General features: G+C 64.4%; 15 protein-coding genes and 1 pseudogene. 6 read left to right on the forward strand and 10 right to left on the reverse strand.

Translation table 11 applies throughout. The features are described from left to right. The 4 genes and pseudogenes from rpoD to ABWP92_RS06200 all read left to right on the forward strand — a co-directional run. Window positions 1-1,901 (forward strand): RNA polymerase sigma factor RpoD (gene rpoD, locus ABWP92_RS06185; RefSeq protein WP_353234491.1); only part of this gene is annotated, 1,901 nt, incomplete at its 5' end. A 250-nt stretch (window positions 1,902-2,151) separates the two neighbouring features. Continuing rightward, window positions 2,152-3,117 carry a ketopantoate reductase family protein gene (locus tag ABWP92_RS06190; RefSeq protein ID WP_353234492.1) on the forward strand — a complete coding sequence of 322 codons (966 nt, stop codon included), beginning with the start codon at window positions 2,152-2,154 and terminating at the stop codon, window positions 3,115-3,117. A gap of 184 nt (window positions 3,118-3,301) precedes the next feature. Beyond that, a pseudogene (locus ABWP92_RS06195) lies at window positions 3,302-3,604 on the forward strand (winged helix-turn-helix transcriptional regulator); the annotation flags it as partial. A gap of 298 nt (window positions 3,605-3,902) precedes the next feature. Continuing rightward, window positions 3,903-4,262 (forward strand): FKBP-type peptidyl-prolyl cis-trans isomerase, encoded by a 360-nt coding sequence (locus tag ABWP92_RS06200; protein WP_353234493.1) that lies wholly within the window; start codon window positions 3,903-3,905, stop codon window positions 4,260-4,262. A gap of 71 nt (window positions 4,263-4,333) precedes the next feature. Here the strand turns inward: ABWP92_RS06200 and ABWP92_RS06205 are convergent, their stop codons facing one another. The 4 genes from ABWP92_RS06205 to ppsA form a co-directional block, all read right to left on the reverse strand. Beyond that, window positions 4,334-4,849, reverse strand: a complete 516-nt coding sequence (locus ABWP92_RS06205) for a hypothetical protein (protein WP_353234494.1) — start codon at window positions 4,847-4,849, stop codon at window positions 4,334-4,336. Between the two features lie 111 nt (window positions 4,850-4,960). After that, on the reverse strand, window positions 4,961-7,054 hold the full coding sequence (locus ABWP92_RS06210) for a VC_2705 family sodium/solute symporter (RefSeq protein WP_353234495.1): 2,094 nt from the start codon (window positions 7,052-7,054) through the stop codon (window positions 4,961-4,963). Then, window positions 7,047-7,349, reverse strand: a complete 303-nt coding sequence (locus ABWP92_RS06215) for a DUF4212 domain-containing protein (protein WP_502907462.1) — start codon at window positions 7,347-7,349, stop codon at window positions 7,047-7,049. Before ABWP92_RS06215 ends, ABWP92_RS06210 begins: the two co-directional genes overlap by 8 nt. Before the next feature lie 27 nt (window positions 7,350-7,376). After that, the gene (gene ppsA, locus ABWP92_RS06220) at window positions 7,377-9,767 is read right to left on the reverse strand and encodes a phosphoenolpyruvate synthase (protein WP_353234497.1); all 2,391 of its coding nucleotides are present in this window, start codon (window positions 9,765-9,767) and stop codon (window positions 7,377-7,379) included. Window positions 9,768-10,053: 286 nt separating this feature from the next. Between ppsA and ppsR the strand changes: the two genes are divergently transcribed. Beyond that, window positions 10,054-10,875, forward strand: a complete 822-nt coding sequence (gene ppsR / locus ABWP92_RS06225; RefSeq protein WP_353234518.1) for a posphoenolpyruvate synthetase regulatory kinase/phosphorylase PpsR — start codon at window positions 10,054-10,056, stop codon at window positions 10,873-10,875. Window positions 10,876-10,909: 34 nt separating this feature from the next. Here ppsR and ABWP92_RS06230 read toward each other — a convergent pair whose 3' ends face one another. After that, window positions 10,910-11,110 carry a YgaP family membrane protein gene (locus ABWP92_RS06230; RefSeq protein ID WP_353234498.1) on the reverse strand — a complete coding sequence of 67 codons (201 nt, stop codon included), beginning with the start codon at window positions 11,108-11,110 and terminating at the stop codon, window positions 10,910-10,912. 57 nt (window positions 11,111-11,167) lie between these two features. Next, window positions 11,168-11,479 carry an ArsR/SmtB family transcription factor gene (locus ABWP92_RS06235; protein WP_353234499.1) on the reverse strand — a complete coding sequence of 104 codons (312 nt, stop codon included), beginning with the start codon at window positions 11,477-11,479 and terminating at the stop codon, window positions 11,168-11,170. A 250-nt stretch (window positions 11,480-11,729) separates the two neighbouring features. Here ABWP92_RS06235 and ABWP92_RS06240 point away from each other — a divergent pair, with 250 nt between their 5' ends. Further along, window positions 11,730-12,080, forward strand: coding sequence for a carboxymuconolactone decarboxylase family protein (locus ABWP92_RS06240; RefSeq protein ID WP_353234500.1), 351 nt, complete (start codon window positions 11,730-11,732; stop codon window positions 12,078-12,080). A gap of 34 nt (window positions 12,081-12,114) precedes the next feature. Here the strand turns inward: ABWP92_RS06240 and ABWP92_RS06245 are convergent, their stop codons facing one another. The 4 genes from ABWP92_RS06245 to ABWP92_RS06260 are packed head-to-tail and all read right to left on the reverse strand — an operon-like array spanning window position 12,115 to window position 15,270. Next, window positions 12,115-12,561: a hypothetical protein gene (locus ABWP92_RS06245; RefSeq protein ID WP_353234501.1), complete on the reverse strand. Its 447-nt coding sequence runs from the start codon at window positions 12,559-12,561 to the stop codon at window positions 12,115-12,117. Next, the gene (locus tag ABWP92_RS06250; RefSeq protein WP_353234502.1) at window positions 12,549-13,328 is read right to left on the reverse strand and encodes an FAD:protein FMN transferase; all 780 of its coding nucleotides are present in this window, start codon (window positions 13,326-13,328) and stop codon (window positions 12,549-12,551) included. The genes ABWP92_RS06245 and ABWP92_RS06250 overlap by 13 nt, the downstream gene beginning before the upstream one ends. Then, window positions 13,325-13,873 (reverse strand): FMN-binding protein, encoded by a 549-nt coding sequence (locus ABWP92_RS06255; RefSeq protein WP_353234503.1) that lies wholly within the window; start codon window positions 13,871-13,873, stop codon window positions 13,325-13,327. The genes ABWP92_RS06250 and ABWP92_RS06255 overlap by 4 nt, the downstream gene beginning before the upstream one ends. Beyond that, window positions 13,873-15,270: a putative porin gene (locus tag ABWP92_RS06260; protein ID WP_353234504.1), complete on the reverse strand. Its 1,398-nt coding sequence runs from the start codon at window positions 15,268-15,270 to the stop codon at window positions 13,873-13,875. The genes ABWP92_RS06255 and ABWP92_RS06260 overlap by 1 nt, the downstream gene beginning before the upstream one ends. Window positions 15,271-15,290 lie beyond the last annotated feature (20 nt).

Below are 15,290 nucleotides of genomic sequence, written 5' to 3' on the forward strand. Positions count from 1 at the left end.
TCAGCAAGGCCAAGGAACGCGCCTTGATGAAGGAATTCGGCCTGGACGAAACCGTTCTGTCCGAGGAAGACATTGCCAAGCGCCGCTCGCAACTCAAGAAGCTGATCACGCTGGGCAAGACGCGCGGCTACCTCACGCAGGTCGAGATCTCCGACCACCTGCCCGACAAGCTGGTGGATGCGGAAACGATGGAAGTCGTGGTCACCATGTTGAACGACATGGGCGTGGCCGTGTACGAGCAGACGCCCGACGCGGAGACCCTGTTCCAGAACAATGTGACGCCCACCGCCACCACGGTCGAGGAAGCCGAGGAAGAAGCCGAGGCGGCGCTGTCCACGGTGGACTCCGAATTCGGCCGCACGACAGACCCGGTGCGCATGTACATGCGCGAGATGGGCACGGTGGAGCTGCTGACCCGCGAGGGCGAAATCGAAATCGCCAAGCGTATCGAAGGCGGTCTGCAGGACATGATGGAGGCGATCTCCGCATCGCCGGCGACGATCGCCGAGATCCTGCAGATGGCCGAGGAAATCCGCGAAGGCAAGGTCGTCATCTCGACCATCGTCGACGGTTTCTCCAACCCCAACGAAGCCGATGACTACGTCGCCGAGGAAGACTTCGACGAGTTCGACGAGGAAGACGACGACGACGGCAAGGGCGGCTCCAAGGCGCTGACCAAGAAGCTCGAAGAGCTCAAGAACGAAGCGCTGCGCCGCTTCGACGTCCTGCGCGAGCACTTCGAGAAGATGCACAAGGTCTATGACAAGGACGGCTACGGCGGCGCTGCATACATGAAAATTCAGCACGACATCTCCGCTGAACTCATGACCATCCGCTTCACCGCCAAGACGATCGAGAAGCTGTGCGACATGCTGCGCGCGCAGGTGGACGACGTCCGCAAGAAAGAACGCGAGCTGCGGCGCATCATCGTGGACAAGTGCGGCATGCCGCAGGAAACCTTCATCAAGGAATTCCCGCCCAACCTGCTGAACCTGCAGTGGGTGGAGAAGCAGGCCGCCTCCGGCAAGCCCTGGAGCAACATCCTCTCGCGCAACATTCCGCCGGTCCAGGATCTGCAGCAGCGCCTGATCGACCTGCAATCCCGCGTGGTCGTGCCGCTGACCGAGCTCAAGGACATCAACAAGCGCATGAACGCCGGCGAAGCCGCGTCGCGCGATGCCAAGAAGGAGATGATCGAGGCCAACCTGCGCCTGGTGATCTCGATTGCCAAGAAGTACACGAACCGCGGCCTGCAGTTCCTCGACCTGATCCAGGAAGGCAACATCGGCCTGATGAAGGCCGTGGACAAGTTCGAATACCGCCGGGGCTACAAGTTCTCGACCTACGCCACCTGGTGGATCCGCCAGGCCATCACGCGCTCGATCGCAGACCAGGCCCGCACGATCCGCATCCCGGTGCACATGATCGAGACCATCAACAAGATGAACCGCATCTCGCGCCAGCACTTGCAAGAGTTTGGTTTCGAGCCCGATGCGTCCATCCTGGCAGCCAAGATGGAGATCCCCGAGGACAAGATCCGCAAGATCATGAAGATCGCCAAGGAGCCGATCTCGATGGAAACCCCCATCGGCGACGACGACGACTCCCACCTGGGCGATTTCATCGAGGACAGCAACAACACCGCGCCGGTCGACGCGGCGATGCAGGCAGGCCTGCGCGACGTGGTCAAGGACATCCTCGATGGCCTGACGCCGCGCGAAGCCAAGGTGCTGCGCATGCGCTTCGGTATTGAAATGTCCACCGACCACACGCTGGAAGAAGTGGGCAAGCAGTTCGACGTGACGCGCGAGCGCATCCGCCAGATCGAAGCCAAGGCGCTGAGGAAGCTCAAGCACCCCAGCCGCTCGGACAAGCTGCGCAGCTTCATCGACTCGCTGTAACAGCCACGGCGCTGGCCCCACGGCCCCCTGGAGCGTCTGGAGCGCCCGGAACCCCAAAAGCCCCTGAAAGCCCCGCACCCCGCCGTGCGGGGCTTTCCTGCTTCTGGCCGCACACTCCTTCCGCTGCGGCCGCATCCGCCCCTGCCTGGCCTGGCGCGGCGGGCGGTTGTGCGCACGGCCCATGCGGTCCACGGTGCAAATGGCTATAGTGGCATGGCTGCCGCCACCCTTGCCCCGGACCTCGACCGCCATGAACACAGCCACCGCACAAGACCCATCCCAATCATCGCTCCTGTCCATCGCCGTCATGGGCGCGGGCGCTGTCGGCTGCTATTTCGGAGCCATGCTCGCACTGGCCGGCCACAAGGTCACGCTGATCGGCAGGCAAGCGCACGTGGAGGCCATCAAGCAGCATGGCCTGCGGCTGCAGACCGCCGAGCGGGACATCCATGTTCCCATGGGTGCCAGCACCGACGCGAGCGCCGTGCGGGGCGCGGACGTCGTCCTGTTCTGCGTCAAATCGACCGACACCGAAGCCGTGGCTGGCCAGATCAAGCCTTACCTCTCACCGGACACGCTGGTGCTCACTCTGCAAAACGGCGTGGACAACGACGAGCGCGCCAGCGCCGTGCTGGGTGCCGGCCACCCCGTCGCAGCCGCCGTGGTCTATGTGGCGACCGCGATGGCCGGCCCCGGCCATGTGCGGCACTACGGACGTGGCGAACTGCTGATCGCGCCGGGCGTGCGCAGCGACCAGGTCGCACGGCAGTTCACGGCGGCCGGCATTCCGACCCAGGTTTCCGGCAACGTGCGCGGAGCGCTCTGGAGCAAGCTCGTCATCAACTGCGCATACAACGCACTGTCTGCGCTCACGCAGATGCCTTATGGCTGGCTGGTCGAGCAAAGCGGCGTGAACCCGCTGATCGACGAAATCATCGATGAGTGCCTCGCGGTTGCGCGCGCGGATGGCATTGGGCTGCCGGACAATCTGCGCGCAGCGGTGCATGGCCTGCCGCAAACCATGCCCGGGCAGCACTCATCGACCGCGCAGGATCTGGCGCGCGGCAAGCTCACCGAGATCGAGCATCTGAATGGCTACGTCGTGCAACGCGCCAGGGCCCGCAGCATCGCCACGCCTGTCAACAACACACTGCTGGTGCTGGTGCAGCTGGCGCAGACACCGCGCGCGCGAACGGCTGCCCAGGCTGCCCATTGAGTCCGGCGGTTGACTGCGGTGGCCTTGGTGCAACGGAACGTGAGCAACTGGTAATACCACCACCGCCACAAAGCTACCAAACTTGTAGCAAACGGGATTCCACGCTATATTGATGCCGTTTTTGCCGCGCCCCGCCTCCGTGCTTGCGGGGCCAACATCCATTCATGCGCAAGGAGAAGCATTCATGAGCTCCAAAGACAACGCCGCCGTCAACCAGTTGTTCGAGCGGCTTGAATGCCGCTATGCGATGCGCGTGCTGTGGGCGCTGCGCGACGGGCATCCGCAAACCTTTCGCCTGCTGCAGGACAGCGTGGGCGGAATCACGCCCAATACGCTGAACACGCGCATCAAGGAGCTGCGCGAGGCCGGGATGCTCGATCACGGCAACGATGGCTACACGGTCACGCCTGTCGGGCTCGACCTGCTCAAGCGCCTGTCCGACGTACAGCCCTTCGCCGTGCGCTGGGCCGCGGCGCATCCGCGCAAGGCCGCTACCCGCGCGCCCGCGCCGCCATCCACGCCGGCCAACGCCACGCCCGCCACCGGTTCTCCCGGCGCAGGCGGATCATCGACGGATTCCTTGCCGGAAGCAGGTTTTCCCAAACCGGGCACGCCCGGCCGTCCGTTCTGATTTCCCGGACTGCCCCTTCGATGCAACCCGCGACCCACGCGGGTTTGCCGTTTTTGGCACTATGCTTGGCACATGGCCCGCCGACAGATGCGCACAGTGCGGGCCCGATCATTTTTCAACACCCGTCCATCGGGACACTCCAGGGAATCTCTCCATGTCACTCATCACTACCGCTTCCGGCCTGCAATATCAGGACAACGTCGTTGGCGACGGCGCAGAAGCCAAGGCCGGCGCTCCGGTCCGCGTGCACTACACCGGCTGGCTCTACAACGACGGCCAGCAAGGCGCCAAGTTCGACTCCAGCCGCGACCGCAACGACCCGTTCGAATTCCCCCTGGGCGCGGGCATGGTGATCAAGGGCTGGGACGAAGGCGTGCAAGGCATGAAGGTGGGCGGCCAGCGCACCCTGCTGATTCCCGCCGCCCTGGGCTATGGCGCGCGCGGCGCCGGCGGCGTGATTCCTCCCAACGCCACGCTCAAGTTCGATGTGGAACTGCTGGCGGTCGGCGGCTGATCGCGCGCCCTGCCGGATTCGATGATATTTGACGCGCCCCTCGCCGAGCGGGCGCGTTTTTCATTCCGGGATCAGCCATTCAGAGCCTGATCGAGGCGCGCATACTTGGCTTCGCCCACGGCTGCGCGGATTTTCGGTGCAAGCGCCAGGAGTTCACGATAGCCGCTGGCTGCCTCGACGGCCAGTGTCAGCGGCAGGCCGCGCAGGCCCAGGCCGGACGCCAGTTCGGTCGCGATACGGTAGGCCTCCTGATAGCGGTCACCGGAATTCCTGAAATCATCAGCCATGGTGGAGGCGGAGGCATCCGTCCCGGCGGTCTCGGCAGCATCGGCCGCGCCCGCCTCATCGCGCGCCTTCCCGGCCTTGCCGGGCGCCGCCGCCTGCCCAGCCGCGGCCTCGAGCAGGCCCAGGTCCACCATGGACTGTATGTCCTGCCCGGTGATGCCCATGGCCGCCGTGGCTTCCAGCACCTGCTGGAGCGTTCGCTTTCCGTCGAACAGGATGAAGGCGGTCCGCTGGCGAGGCGTCAGCGTGCCATGCCGGTCTTTCAGCACCTGCTGTCCCGTTTGCGTTTTCGCGTAGATCATCTTCACCTTTCATCCGCCGCAACTATCGTGGTATCCAACCATCTCAAATGTTAAATAGTTTGGCTATCGGGATAGCCCGGATGTGGTGACTTTTATCTCCCGTTTCACAGCTCATTCAGCCGCGCCCGCCAATACTTGCCCGCGCCCGCGCGAGCGGGTCGCAAGACTCACCAGCCAGGCGACGGCAAAACCGCAAGGCACGCCGAACACGCCCGCGGAAATGGGCTGAATGCCGAACCACAGCCCATCGACCAGCAAGACGCCTGGCACCACGGCGCGCACCGCATCCACCTGGGAGAGCAGGTAATAGACGGTGATCAGCAGGCCGCTGACCATTCCCGCCACGGCGCCCGCGCGCGTGGTTCCACGCCAGAATATGCCCAGCACCATGACGGGAACGAAGGCCGAGCCCGCGATGGAAAAAGAGGCCGAGACCATCGGCAGGATCTCCGAGGGCTTGAGCGCCGCGACGAAGGCCGCCGACAGCGCGACGGTGAGCAGCGCGAATTTCGTCAGAATCACCCGCTGCTCGGGCGTCGCGCGGCGGCGGGTTTCCCGAAAGTAGAGATCGCGCACCAGCGCATTGCTGATGGTGAGCAGCAGGCCGTCGGCCGTCGATAGCGCGGCAGCCAGGCCGCCCGCCGCCACCAGGCCGGAAATCACATACGGCAGGCCCGCGATCTCGGGCGTCGCCAGCATGATCAGGTCGGCGCCGAAGCGCATCTCGCCAAACTGCAGGATGCCGTCGCCGTTCACGTCCTCCACCGAGAGCAGCGCGCCATCCAGCCGCGACCATTGCGCCATCCAACTGGGCAGCGCATCGAAACGGCTGCCCACCAGCGTGTTCATGACCTCATGCTTGACCAGCGCGGCGAGCGCTGGCGCGCTCAGGTAAAGCAAGGCGATGAAGAACAGCGACCATGCCACCGAGGAGCGCGCCGCCGCCACCGACGGCACGGTGTAGTAGCGCGTGAGCAAATGCGGCAGGCCCGCGGTGCCGACCATCAGGCAGAACATCAGCGCCAGGAAATTGCGGCGCATGTTGTTGAAGGTCTCGCGCTCCTCGCTGGAGCCCCTCGGGTCGCCCGCATATTCCTGGCTGTGCCGGGGCAGGCCGCCCAGAGGGCGCGCGCGCTCGTAGTTTTCGCGCATCTCGCGCGCCCACAGCTCGCGGGCGGCATCCTCATCGCGCGGCATGTTCACCAGCTCGCGGCTCGCCGCGACGATCAGGCCCACGTCCGCGTTCTGCGAGCGCAGTTGCTGAATGCGCGCGCGCGCGGCGGCGCGTTCATGCTCCAGCGCGACCCGGACATCGGTGAGCCGCGCCTCGTATTCGCGCGCGCGGCGCAGATAGGCCTGCTGCACCTCTATCTCCGCGGGCGAATCCAGCAAGCGCTGCTCCAGCTCGGCAATCTTGCGGATCTGCGCGCCATACTCCATCACCGCCAACGGACTGCCGAGCTGCTTGTATGCAAGCCACGAGACGGGAATCAGGAACGCCAGCAGGATCACCACGTACTGCGCCACCTGGGTCCAGGTGATCGCGCGCATCCCCCCGAGAAACGAGCACAGCAGCACGCCTCCCAGGCCCAGCATGATGCCGATCTCGAACTGCACGCCCGTCAGGCGCGATGCGATCAATCCGACGCCATAGATCTGCGCGACCACGTAGGTGAACGAGCAGATCACCGCCGCCAGCGCCGCGATCACGCGCGGCCAGCGGCCGCCGAAGCGCACCTGGAAGAAATCGGGGATGGTGTAGAGGTTCATCGCCCGCAGATGCGGCGCGATCAATATCGCCACGAGGCAGAATCCGCCGGTCCAGCCCAGCAGATAGGCCAGCCCGCCCGCCTGCCCCGGCAAGCCGGAAAAGCCCTGCAGGTACAGCGCGCCGGAAAGGCTGATGAACGATGCCGCGCTCATCCAGTCGGCTGCCGCCGCCATGCCGTTGTACAGCGGCGGAATCCGCCTTCCCGCGACGTAGTATTCCTCGGGATCCGTCGTGCGGCCATAGACGCCGATGCCGGCGTACGCCATCACGGTGAGAAACAGGAAGATCGGCCCGATCCAGTGGCGCGACAGGCCCTGGCGCTCAGCCCAGGCCAGCGTGCCGATGAAACCCAGCACGCCGACGACGTATAGCGCCAGAATGCGCGCAAGGCGTCTTGAGTAGGAACGGCCGTCGCCTGCGCCGCGCTCACTCATCGCGGCGAGGGGCGCTGGATTCGCGTTGTTGATCCTGTCGCTCGAAATGGTTCATGGCTGCACAGTAAACGCAGGTGATCGCGATGAACATCAGGACTGCCCCTTGGGCGACCACCCAATAGCCGAATTGCCACTGTCCCATGTCCCAGATCAGATCACGGACGAACCAGCTCGCGCCAAAAGTCACCAATGCCCAGACGGCCAGAAGCCCGGCCTTGAGCCACAAGTGCCGGGCGTCATGCATGTCGGGCGGGAAGGGAGTGCCCACATGCTCATCATTCTCGGAATGCGGCAACATGCGGGCGGGCTCCTTGGGACTTGCTTAGTTCGCCAGATTCTGCCAGGTCGTGACCACGCTGTCGGGATTGAGCGAAATCGACGAGATGCCCTGGTCGGCAAGCCATTTCGCAAAATCCGGATGGTCGCTGGGGCCCTGGCCGCAGATGCCCACATACTTGCCTTGCGCCAGGCAGGCGTCGATGGCGCGCTTGAGCAGCGCCTGCACCGCGGGATCGCGTTCGTCGAAGTCGGCCGCCAGCAGCTCGAGGCCGGAGTCGCGGTCCAGACCCAGGGTGAGCTGCGTCAGGTCGTTCGAGCCCACCGAGAAGCCGTCGAAGTATTGCAGGAACTGCTCGGCCAGCACGGCGTTCGAAGGCACTTCGCACATCATGATGACCTTCAGGCCGTTCTCACCGCGCTTGAGGCCATGATCCGCCAGCAGGGTCGTCACGCGCTCGGCCTGCTTGAGCGTGCGCACGAACGGCACCATGATCTGGACGTTGGTCAGCCCCATGTCGCCGCGCACCCGCTTCAAGGCCTCGCATTCCATTGCGAAGGCTTCGCCGAAATCCTCGCTGATGTAGCGCGCCGCGCCGCGGAAACCCAGCATCGGATTTTCTTCTTCGGGCTCGTAGCGGCTGCCGCCGATCAGCTTGCGGTATTCGTTGGACTTGAAGTCCGACATGCGCACGATGACCGGCTTGGGGTAGAACGCCGCAGCGATCGTTGCCACACCTTCGGTGATCTTGTCCACGTAGAAAGCGCGTGGCGAGGCATGGCCACGGGCCACCGATTCGACGGCCTTCTTCAGGTCGGCATCGACAGCGGGGTAGTCCAGGATGGCCTTGGGGTGCACGCCGATGTTGTTGTTGATGATGAATTCCAGGCGCGCCAGTCCGACGCCTTCATTGGGCAGTTGCGCGAAGTCGAAGGCCAGTTGCGGATTGCCTACGTTCATCATGATCTTGGTGCCGATCTTGGGCATCACGCCACGCTGCACCTCGGTCACCTCGGTTTCAAGCAGGCCATCGTAGATCCTGCCGGTATCGCCTTCGGCGCAGCTCACGGTCACCAGCGTGCCGTCCTTGAGCAGCGAAGTCGCATCGCCGCAACCCACGACCGCCGGAATGCCCAGCTCGCGCGCGATGATCGCCGCGTGGCAGGTGCGGCCTCCACGGTTGGTCACGATGGCGGATGCGCGCTTCATCACCGGCTCCCAGTTCGGATCGGTCATATCCGTCACCAGCACATCGCCGGCCTGCACCTTCTCCATCTCGGCGATATCGTTCACCAGGCGCACCGGGCCGGTGCCGATCTTCTGGCCGATGGCGCGGCCCTCCGCGATCACGGTACCCGTGCCCTTGAGCTTGAAGCGCTGCTCGGCCTGGCCCTTGGCCTGGCTCTTCACGGTTTCGGGGCGGGCCTGCAGGATGTAGAGCTGGCCGTCGGTGCCGTCCTTGCCCCACTCGATGTCCATCGGGCGGCCGTAGTGCTTCTCGATGATCATCGCGTACCTGGCCAGCTGCTCGACGTCGGCGTCGGAGAGCGAATAGCGATTGCGCAGCTCGGGGGCCACGTCGGTGGTCTTCACCAGCTTGCCCGTGGCGGCCTTTTCCTCGGCCGACGCGAACACCATCTGGATCAGCTTGCTGCCCAGATTGCGGCGGATGACGGATTTGTTGCCAGCATCCAGCATGGGCTTGTGAACGTAGAACTCGTCGGGATTGACGGCGCCCTGCACCACGGTCTCACCCAGGCCGTAGCTCGATGTGATGAACACCACGTCCTCGAAGCCGGACTCGGTGTCGATGGTGAACATCACGCCGGCGGCGCCGGTATCGGAGCGCACCATGCGCTGCACGCCGGCGGACAGCGCCACCACATCGTGCGCGAAGCCCTTGTGGACACGGTAGGAGATGGCGCGGTCGTTATACAGCGATGCGAACACTTCCTTCATCTTGTGCAGCACATCTTCAACGCCCACCACGTTCAGGAAGGTCTCCTGCTGGCCCGCGAAGGATGCGTCCGGCAGATCCTCCGCCGTCGCCGAGGAGCGCACGGCAAAGCTGGCCTGCGCATTGCCGGCGGACAGGGTTGCAAATGCATCGCGGACCGACTTTTCCAGATCGGCGGGAAAAGGCTGGTTTTCCATCCAGCTGCGGATTTCCGCGCCGGCCTCGGCCAGCGCGCGCACGTCGTCCACGTTCAGCGACGCCAGCTTCTTGCTGATGCGCTCGGCAAGGCCTTCGTGCTTCAGGAATTCGCGGAACGCATGGGCCGTGGTGGCAAAGCCGGTCGGCACACGCACACCTTCCGGCAATTGGGAAATCATTTCGCCGAGCGAGGCGTTCTTGCCGCCCACGACCTCGACGTCGGTCATTCTCAGGTTCTCAAACGGAACGACCAGGGCGGTCGTCTCATAGCGTGCAGACATGGGGAAGCTCCAGAGTTTAAAAACCGGTGCAGGCCTGCGGCGCTCATCGGCCCGCAGGCCGATATGAAGCGCGCAACGCCCTCTCCCACGTCGCCCGGCGAGGCGCTTGGATGTTCTGGTTGTAGGCGGCCAGTGAACAACATGGGAGGGAAAATGGGAATAATGGGCGCCATTGTAGGGGGCGATGGGACGGCGCGCGCAAAGCGGCCGGCCCAGCCCGACAATGAAAAAAGGTTTTCGTTCCGGCGTTTTCAAATACTGAAATATGAGCACAGCCCTGCGCGCAATGCACACCCATACGATTTTCGTGATCTCCGATGGCACAGGCATTACAGCCGAGACGTTCGGCACCGCCATCATGGCCCAGTTCGACACCAAGCCGCGGCTGATCCGCATTCCGTTCGTGGACTCCATGGACAAGGCCCACCAGGCAATCCGCCAGGTCAACCACGTAGCCGAGGTGGAGAACAAGAAGCCCATCGTGTTCACCACGCTGGTGAACCAGGAAATGCTCGATCTCATCGAGGCGCAATGCAAAGGCAAGGTGTTTGACATGTTCGGCACCTTCGTGCGCCCGCTCGAAGTCGAGCTTGGCCAGAAGTCCCTGCATCGCGTGGGCCGCTTTGCCGACATCAGCGAGAGCAAGGAATACCTCGAGCGCATGGAGGCCATCAACTACACGCTCGCGCACGACGACGGACAGACCCACAACGACCTGACCGGCGCCGACGTGATCCTCGTGGGCGTCAGCCGCAGCGGCAAGACACCCACGAGCCTGTATCTGGCAATGCAGTTCGGGCTCAAGGTGGCGAACTATCCGCTGATCCCCGAAGACTTCGACCGCAAGCAGCTCCCTCCCGCCCTGGAGCCTTACCGCAAAAAACTGTTCGGCCTGACCATCGACCCGCAGCGCCTGTCCAGCATCCGCAACGAGCGCCGGCCGGACTCCCGATATGCGAGCCTCGCCAACTGCCGCCACGAGGTAGCCGAGGCGGAGGCGATGATGAGGCGCTCGGGCATTCAGTGGCTCTCCAGCACGACCAAGTCGATCGAGGAAATCGCCACGACCATCCTGCAGGAAGTGCTGCCCCAGCACCTGGGGCATTGAGCCGCCCCGGCGCCGCTCGCCGGGCCCCGGGAACTCAATCCTGCCGCTTGCTCAGCGGGCAGGTATTCCATTTGAAGATGGAATAGAACGGGCAAAAACGCATCAGCCCGGTCAGCAAGGGGATGACACCCAGCCACCCCCACCAGCCGACCGTGCCGGTGGCCGCCAGCGCGATCAGCACCAGTCCGATGATGATCCGGAGTGCGCGGTCGAAACCGCCTACATTGAATTTCATGGTCTTCCCTTCCTACACAAAAAAACCTGAACCGTCCCTGAGCCGCCAGTTATCGGCTCAGGTGCAGAAAATCTTCTTCAGGCTCGATATCAGCGTGAACACATCCGGATCCTCGATGCGGTAGTGCAGCGTCTGCGCGTCGCGCCGGAATGCGATCAACCCCTCCTCGCGCATCCTCGCCAGGTGCTGCGACAGCGCGGACTGGCTCAGGTTGACGTATTCATTGAGGCCGCCCACCGTCATTTCTCCATGCTCGATCAACAGGCACAGCACGATGAGCCGATGCTCGTTGGCGACCGCGCGCAGCAACGCGGCAGCCCTCTCGGCCCCTTGCTGGATGAACTGTTGCTGCTTGCTGCGTGATGACATGGAACGACTGCATGGGTCACTTTATTTAGATCTTTCTAATTTAGCTATCGCTAAATAAAAGTCAAGCCGCCAGGTCAACACCTGCAGCCTTTCATCCGATCCATCGGCTGCTCACATTTCATTTGATTTTTATCTATAAATTGATAATATATTTTTTTATAAACTATAGATTGTGACGCTGCGATGCAAGGCACCGCTGTCACTCTGCCCTTCTGCTTTCCTCAACGCATCATCCCAAGGAGCTTTCACCATGACAACGACTGGCCACTACAAGGAACTCACGCACGCCATCACCGGCAACATGGCCGCACTGCACAAAGGCGTTCCCGGCGTCATGAAGGGATTCTCGGACATGGCGAAGTCCGCCATCGCCGACGGCGCGCTCGACGCCAAGACCAAGGAACTGATCGCACTGGCCATCGGCGTGGCCAACCGCTGCGATGGCTGCATCGGATTTCACAGCAAGGCCCTCGTGCGGCTGGGCGCAACCGAAGCCGAAGTCCACGAAGCGCTCGGCGTAGCCGTCTACATGGGCGGCGGCCCCTCGTTGATGTATGCGGCGAATGCGGTGGCTGCATTCAAGGAGTTCGCGCAGGCATAGCCGCGCGGGAAAATCCGCCCCTCGCGCATCCCACTCAACGCCAGCCATGCAATGGCAGCAGCAGTGCGAGCGAAACTCCGGCAATGGCATGCGCCCAGCCGATCAGCGCACGGATATCCTCCGGCGCGAAGTAGTACAACACGTAGGCGCTTGCCATGCAGGCGGCGCCCAGCAGGATGAGTGCAATGCCCATCACACGCTGGCTGCCCGATTGCCCGCGCACCCGCCCGGCGAGCGGGTTCATGCGCCACCCCTGCGGAACATGGGCGGCAGCCAGTATTCCAGCCGCGAAAAGCGCAGAGAATCCCGCCAGCCCATGCAGCCGCATGAGCCAGGGCTCGCCCGGCTGGGGCAGTTGATCCGCGCCAGCGCCCAGAAAATAATGCAACGCAAGCCAGCCGATGCCGCTGGCGAGCAGCGCCCAGACGGTCGAATACAGCAGGCGGCGCTGCCAGCGGCGCAGCGGATTCAATGAAGCCACGCCTGTGCTCCAAAACGCGCGAGCAGCGGATGCCCGGCGTCGCCGCTCGCAGCCACGATCTTGGTGAGCGCATCTGCCCAGAGACATTGCGGCGCGGCAACGCTCACGTGCGCGGCAAAGGCGGGGGATGAGCCGGGCTGCGGCGCCTGCCACAGCTCGCTTCGGCTGCCGTCCCCATACCAGCTCGTGGAAAAGGCGCCGTCTTCGAGCCGGGCAAATGGCCACACACGGCCCTCGCGCTCATCGCGCAGCCACAGCGGCAGCCGCACGGCGCCGAATGCGCGCACATCGCCGCCCGCATTCACCCAGCCGCCCAGGCTGTCCCGCTCCTGCAACACACGCACTGCCGCATCCACCGCGTAACCCTTGGCAATCCCGCCGAGATCGAACACCGCTGCATCGTGCAACTTGAAAAGCCGCCCGTCCGCATCGCATCGCCAGCCGGCGGGCGCGCGGCCTTGCGTGACATCGAAAAGCCCTTTGCTGAGATCCGCGAGATCCTGCGCGGCGCACAGCACTTGCGCGGTCCGCGCGGCGACCTGCATGCTCTCGCCCGCGCGCAATGCCGCAAAACGCGATACGTCGCTCGCGGGATCGAAGCGCGACATGCACCGCTGCACCTGGGCGATCTCGGCAAACGCCGCCAGCATGGACTCTTCGCAGCGGGCATCCGTGCCGGATATGCCGATCTCCACCAAAGTCCCGAGCGCGGGCTGTGCCCGGCGCTGCCACCTGCGCGGCTCCGGATTGCGGCGGTGCGCCGTCATGATGGGAGCTTTCCCGCGCGGCGCAGCATGTCCAGCCAGACCACGTCGCGGCGCACACCGTCGGTCACGTGCGCACAGCTGAGCGTTGCGCCGCTGATGTTGGCGATATCGTCGCCCACGCGCAGCGGCGACCCTGCGGTCTTGCCCTCGAATTGCCTGCGCCATGCGGGCAGACGGATTTCATGGCCGTGGCTTTCGCGGTAGGAGAGGATTTCGAGCTGCCGCACGCTGCCATCCGCATTCATGCCGAGGGCATAGGTGATCCGCTCGAATTTACCCACGGCCTCGTCAACCACGAAGTAGCCCAGCGTGCCGCCGCCCTGCTTCGCGACATGCACCGGCAGCCGACGCGGGTACGGCTTGAGGCCCGCATCGTTGAGCCGCCGCATGTCGTCGGCATCAAGCACGGGCTCGAGCCGCTCGAAGGCATCGGCCTGTGGAAACATGCGTTTTTGCGCCTGCTCGGCGCTCATGTAGTCCACGGCAAAAGCTCCGGCGGGCGCCAGCGCGACGATGGCGGCAGCGGGAAGCAGGGTCACGCGCATCAGAAACTCCAGCCCAGGCCGAGGTTCACACGATTGGACTGCGAATACACCTTGAAGCGCTGGATGTCGGCCTTGACGACCACCGAGGGCGACAGCCAGAAATTCGCACCCACGGTGATCACGCGTTCGGTGTCCGCGCTCGCCGGGGTCAGCCCCTGGCCGATGTATGCATAGGAGCGCGCGGTATTGAAATTCTCGTAGCGCACGAATGGGCTCAATTGATAGTCGCCCTGCGACCAGAGCTTGTAGGCCGCCTGCGCGTACCAGCCGTCGAAGGACTTGGGAATCAGCGTGGGGTTGCCAACCAGCGTCTGGTTCAGGCGCGCCGTATTGGAGATGCTGCCGCGCGCATAGAGCGCCGAAAGATCCCAGCGCCCGGGCGTCCAGCGCGCATGCACATCGGCCAGCGTGACGCGCGACCTGGGGTAGCCGGCCTGTCCGTGTGTCGCATCGCCGGTAAACACCGAGCCGCCGACGAGCAGTCCGGGAATGCCGCGCCAGTTGGCCGCGCCGAACACCGTAAGATTGCGGGCCCTGGCCTGCGCCGCCTCCTGATGGATGGCGCCCAGCGGCGATTCGGCGCCTTCGCTGGAAGCCGCGTCCCATTTGGTCAGGTCGAAGCCGGTGGTGATGCCGCCTTGCAGCGTGAGTCCGTTGTCCAGGTTCGCCACGAGCTGCACGCCCGCCTCGCGCCAGGTGGTGGGAATGATCGCGGTCTCCACGAAATTGCGCTCCACGCCATAGAACGCCGTAGGCTCGTGGTTCTCGTTGAGCAGCCCCGCCGGCATCAGGAACAGGCCGCCGCGCGCCGCGAGCGACGACGTGAGCTGATGCTCGACGTAAGCCTGTTCGACGGCCACCTCGCCCGGATCGCCCTCACCCGAAGTGACTGCGTGCTCGACCTCCAGTTCACCCACCACCTTGGTGCGATCATTGACGCGATGCTGCAGGCCGATGACGAGCCGCCGCACATCGGCCTGTGATTTTTCCGTCGCCTTGGAAGGCCGGTTGTAGTTGATCTCGCCATAGCTCGACAGCACGGTGGCGGGCTCCTGCGCCGCCGGCAGCGGTTGCTCGATGGCGCCCGCGCCCCCACTCGCCTGCGTGCTGGCGCCCCCGCCGTTCCAGCCGCCCGCAGCGGTGGGCGCGGCATCTCGCGTGGCGGCCTGCTGCGACTTGACCTGGGCAAGCTCGGACTTCACATTCGCCAGCTCGGCGGAGAGCCGCTCCAGGCGACGCGTCAATTCCGCCATGGAGATGGCGGGCTCTTCGGCGGCGCTGACTGCCTGTTGCGCGAGCGCCGGCAATGCGGCGATGCAGAGACTCAGGACAAACGCGCGCGCGGCCAGGGAACCTGCGCGGCGATTCAGGTGGATATTCATGATGAGTGGGCCCATGCGGGAAAGGATGAATCGGG

Source organism: Diaphorobacter ruginosibacter (genome assembly GCF_040396215.1).
Taxonomy (GTDB): Bacteria; Pseudomonadota; Gammaproteobacteria; order Burkholderiales; family Burkholderiaceae_C; genus Diaphorobacter_A; species Diaphorobacter_A ruginosibacter_A.